At 53.9% G+C, this 4,147-nt stretch carries 3 protein-coding genes and 1 pseudogene; all 4 read right to left on the reverse strand.

Annotated features, from left to right (window positions below; all coding sequences use genetic code 11):
- On the reverse strand, positions 1-438 hold a 438-nt coding region (locus LAP85_29650), incomplete at its 3' end, for a transposase (protein MBZ5500576.1).
- A gap of 756 nt (positions 439-1,194) precedes the next feature.
- A pseudogene (locus tag LAP85_29655) lies at positions 1,195-1,446 on the reverse strand (hypothetical protein).
- A gap of 9 nt (positions 1,447-1,455) precedes the next feature.
- Positions 1,456-3,192, reverse strand: a complete 1,737-nt coding sequence (locus LAP85_29660) for a hypothetical protein (protein MBZ5500577.1) — start codon at positions 3,190-3,192, stop codon at positions 1,456-1,458.
- A 24-nt stretch (positions 3,193-3,216) separates the two neighbouring features.
- Positions 3,217-3,570 carry a hypothetical protein gene (locus LAP85_29665; GenBank protein MBZ5500578.1) on the reverse strand — a complete coding sequence of 118 codons (354 nt, stop codon included), beginning with the start codon at positions 3,568-3,570 and terminating at the stop codon, positions 3,217-3,219.
- Between the last annotated feature and the right edge of the window lie 577 nt (positions 3,571-4,147).

Consider the following 4,147-nt stretch of genomic DNA (forward strand, 5'->3'; position numbering starts at 1 on the left):
GATCGCTCGCCCGGCGGGGCGCGGCGGCGGACGCTCGGGCCGGTGCCACAGCTTCAGGTGGCGCAGGATCCTTTCAATCACCGGGCCGTCGCCGATCAGGCTGATGATCTTAAGGGCGCCGGAGCAGCGGGGGCAGACCCGCGGGTCCGCTTCGTACACTTTCTTGATCAACCGGGCCCACGAGCGCCTGCGGCCGCGCGCGAACTCGGCGCCGCTGTCGGAATCGTCCTGGCGCAGCGGCTGTAGTCCGGCTGCGGGAGCGCGAGACGAAAGCGGGCGCGCATCGGAAAAAGCTCCGTAATACCTGACCAGCTGCTGTCCCGAATCCGGCACGTGGGTGCACAGGGCGGCCAGGAAGTCGAGCGCCGGAAAGATGCGGGCCGGAGAGGCTTGCGCATCGCCGCCTCGCCCGCGTTGCCGACGACCGTCTCCAGCAATTCAAGCGCGATAGGATGATTCGGAAACACCCAGAGCGCATAGCGCAAATCGTCAATTCCGTAATAATTCGCGCCGCTGGTGAAATCACGACCGAAATTTGAATTGCTCAAGTGGTTCCGTTGCACATTCTTGAGCAGACCAATCAGGTCGACAGATCCCTCCATAACGGCAAAATAGTCTTTGCCCGCATAAGTGTCGTACGTGTTGTTGGGGAGCAGGTGCGCCTCAAGCTGGCCTTGGGCAATACCGATTTGAGGTAGCGCCATCACTGCCAAGAAGAAGGCTGTGGCGAATTCCAAGCGCAACACTGCGTTATGCACAGATTGTTTCATGGGGAGCCTGCCATGTATGGAATACAGAGGTTGTTCGTTCCACGATGAATATCGCGCAGCGGCATGTTCATGCCGGATTGGCGCGAGCCAGTTGTCGATGATTCGCGCTCGGTGGTCCCATGTATGGGCTGCCATGAGACTATCACGGGCAGCACAGCTCGGCAATACTGAAGCTGCGTCCAAATTCGGCATTCCCTTCTGCCGTTATGGGTTATAATGGCCGCCACAACGAGATTTCGGGGGACTTTGCCTCGGAAGTTGACATAAGAGCTCCATATCGGAAGTAGGCGGAGACGCCGGGATGTCCGTGATCCCTACATCGGCAGCTTATTTCGCCTATCCTTCACGTCCTCGAGGAGCTTAGCCTCATGGCAAAGAGCTGATTTCACTTCATCATCAGAACAAGCGCATGTAATGCTAACTTCTATGCAAGCTGAATTGTCGGCTGAGTCTGGGTGCTCTCCATCACGGCTTCCATATTCATATCATAAATCATGCCGCGTTCGAAAGCGTCGGGATCTGAAATGCGCGAACAGTACACCATATGAATACCCCTTTCGAACAACATGTCGGGAATCATCCCCACGCTTCCTCCATACACTGTGACGAGGCAAGCATTTCTCGCATAGCTCAAGAGTTCGTCGAACGTGCCGTTTACCAACGAGGAACCGGTGATCGCGTTCGACTAATCTGGGATATTCGAAGCCTTTCCAGGAATAACAGGAATTGATGTGTATAATCCTTGATTTTGAACCAAGGCCGTAACCACGAATCGTTTTCCAGCCTCAACTATCAATACCATCGATCCCTGAAAATTCCGCTTCGATCCATCATACTCGTCCAGGTATCTTGCCACCTGCTTCTGCGGACCCAGGGGATTAAGCTCTGGTGCTGTAATCGTATTGATGACAGTGCCATTCTTATCAACAACGACTATTCTTATGTTGATATCTTCACCGCCATAATTCGCCACGGCAAAGGCCGTACGACGATCCCGAGTAGCATCGTTGTTGACCGGGATCGTTGCGGCCCCAACAGGCTGAGAGGCCAGAACACCGACAGTGGTTTTCAGCGCCCCGCCTTCGGTGATTTCGTAAGTAGCAACAGCCCCGAGCGAGCCACCGTGGGATTCTAAGTGTGCCCAGCCAACTTTGGTAGGATCGGAAGGATTGAATGCATCGGCTTTTAGAAAGAGTGTTGCGCCAGGCGCTATTGAGACCGGTACCTCGCCGGCGCCCAAGGTCTGGAGTTGCATACCACTCTCAGTAAGGCTGGCCGATAAGGGATTACCCAACTGATCGGTGAGCGTGAGGCTTCCGGTGGTTGTTTCGGCGCCGTTATTCAGGAGGATGAGAGTCGTAGTGATCCCACCCCCTATGGCAACCTGAGGGAAGCAACCCAATTCCAGAGGCGTGACATACGTGCGGAACATCATGTCGTCGTTGTAACCCAGACCCAGCCAGCCCGTGCCGCCATAACGATAGTATAGGGCTCCGGCGTAGGCTTTGGGATTCGCATCTATGGCTGCTCTGAAAGACCCGGCCGAAGTATCACCCTCCCCTCCAACGAGGCCGATGGAAAAGACGTCCCCGTCCTTTAGATAGATCTTTGCCGCCGATACATCAACATTGTATACACCGGATCCCTTGGCCAACTTGGTCACAAAGGTCGCCTCAAGAGCAGGCCCATTGTTACGCCCCGATTGGTTTACAAAAAAGTATACCCGATCCGAGGTCACATCCGCATAGAACTCCACATTCGTCAACAGTCCCGTCACGCCTGCAGTAACAGACTGATCAAAAACTATGTGCCCGTTAGGCGGAGCAATCGCCAAATTGTGTGAACCGTTATCCGTCCATTGCTCCTGATCCAAAGGGGTGACATATGTGCGGAACATCATGTCGTCGTCGTAACCCAGACCGAGCCAGCCCGTGCCGCCATAACGATAGTATAGGGCTCCGGCGTAGGCTTTGGGATTCGCATTTATGGCTGCTCTGAAAGATCCGGCTGGAGTATCACCCTCCCCTCCAATGAGGCCGATGGAAAAGACGTCTCCGGCCTTTAGAAAGATCTTTGCCGCCGATACATCAGTATTGTATAAACCGGATCCCTTGGCCAACTTGGTCACGAAGGTCGCCCCAAGCGCAGGCCCATTGTGACGCCCCGATTGGTTTACAAAAAAGTATACCCGGTCCGAGGTCACATCCGCATAGAACTCCACATTCGTCAACAGTCCTGTCACGCCTGCGGTAACAGCCTGATCAAAAATTATGTACCCGTTAGGAGGAGCAATCGCCAGACTGTGCGAACCAGTATACCTCCATTGCTCTTGATCCACTATGCCCTTAGCACTAACACTTCCGCACATTAATCCGAGAGCGGCTATTGTGAAAACAATATGCAAGACAATCCTGTTTCTCATGAGGTGCCTCCTTTGCCAAACCCTTTATTGAACATTATCGAAATCAAACCGGAGTATAGGGAAAATAAGTAGCCCGTGTGTGGCTGCGATATTAGGGCGGTTCCGGGAAGCGAGAACATTTGCCTCCCGCTGGAATCGGGCGACCCGGTCCGCATCCAGCGCAAACTCTTCAGGCAGAACTTTGATCGCCACGTCGCGGCCAAGTTTCTGGGTACTTGGCCCTATACACCGCTCCCTTTGCTCCTGCGTCGAGGTGTTCAGTGATTTCGTAAGGATTGAAGCTTTTGCCGAGCATGAAGACTTCTGCTCCTGGTCGACCATTCCGCCTTTAGCGATTTGACTTGTGATCTGATAATGGCCCAGCGTCTTGCCGATCATGAGGAAGCCCTCCTCCAAAATCGACAGCCGGTTCGATGCAAGAAAAGCGGCTAAGAAGTTTCGGCACATTTTAACAAAATTGGATTGTGTTTGACAAGAGAAGGGAGGGAGCCGGCACTGTCTACCGGGTAGGCTTGGGCGGGGAGGGACTAGTGTAGTGCGTCAGAAGTCCGTTGACATATGATTTGCTGGAAAGACAAGGGTTTCTGCCGATTTCATGGCTGTCATAAGTAAAGATCTGTTTGACGCACTACACTAGGTTGCCGGCCTTGCTTGGCGTCAATCAAGGAGATCGGCGGCGGATTTGCCGCATACTAATTTCGCCACATGCCCTCCCCCCTCTGAATGCCCGCTCCGGAAGCCGTGTGAAATCTGCACTCCGGTGATGCCGAAGCAGAAGTCATCGGGATCTTCCTGCTTGAGGGTGAGTTGATTGAGGCCTAGCCTCGATTTCCACGGTACTGGAAATGACTAACGCTTGGGCCACTGAGGCAATCAAGCGAAACTGATGACCAGTTCCTTGTTTCCAAACCATGGCATCGGGGTTGATGTGTCAGCAAGCCCCGAGGCCACAAGA

This window comes from Terriglobia bacterium, from assembly GCA_020072565.1.
Taxonomy (GTDB): Bacteria; Acidobacteriota; UBA6911; order UBA6911; family UBA6911; genus JAFNAG01.

Coding starts and splice junctions, on each gene's coding strand:
- LAP85_29665 (MBZ5500578.1), bottom strand. CDS start 3,570: ATGATCGGCAAGACGCTGGGCCATTATCAGATCACAAGTCAAATCGCT.
- LAP85_29660 (MBZ5500577.1), bottom strand. CDS start 3,192: ATGAGAAACAGGATTGTCTTGCATATTGTTTTCACAATAGCCGCTCTC.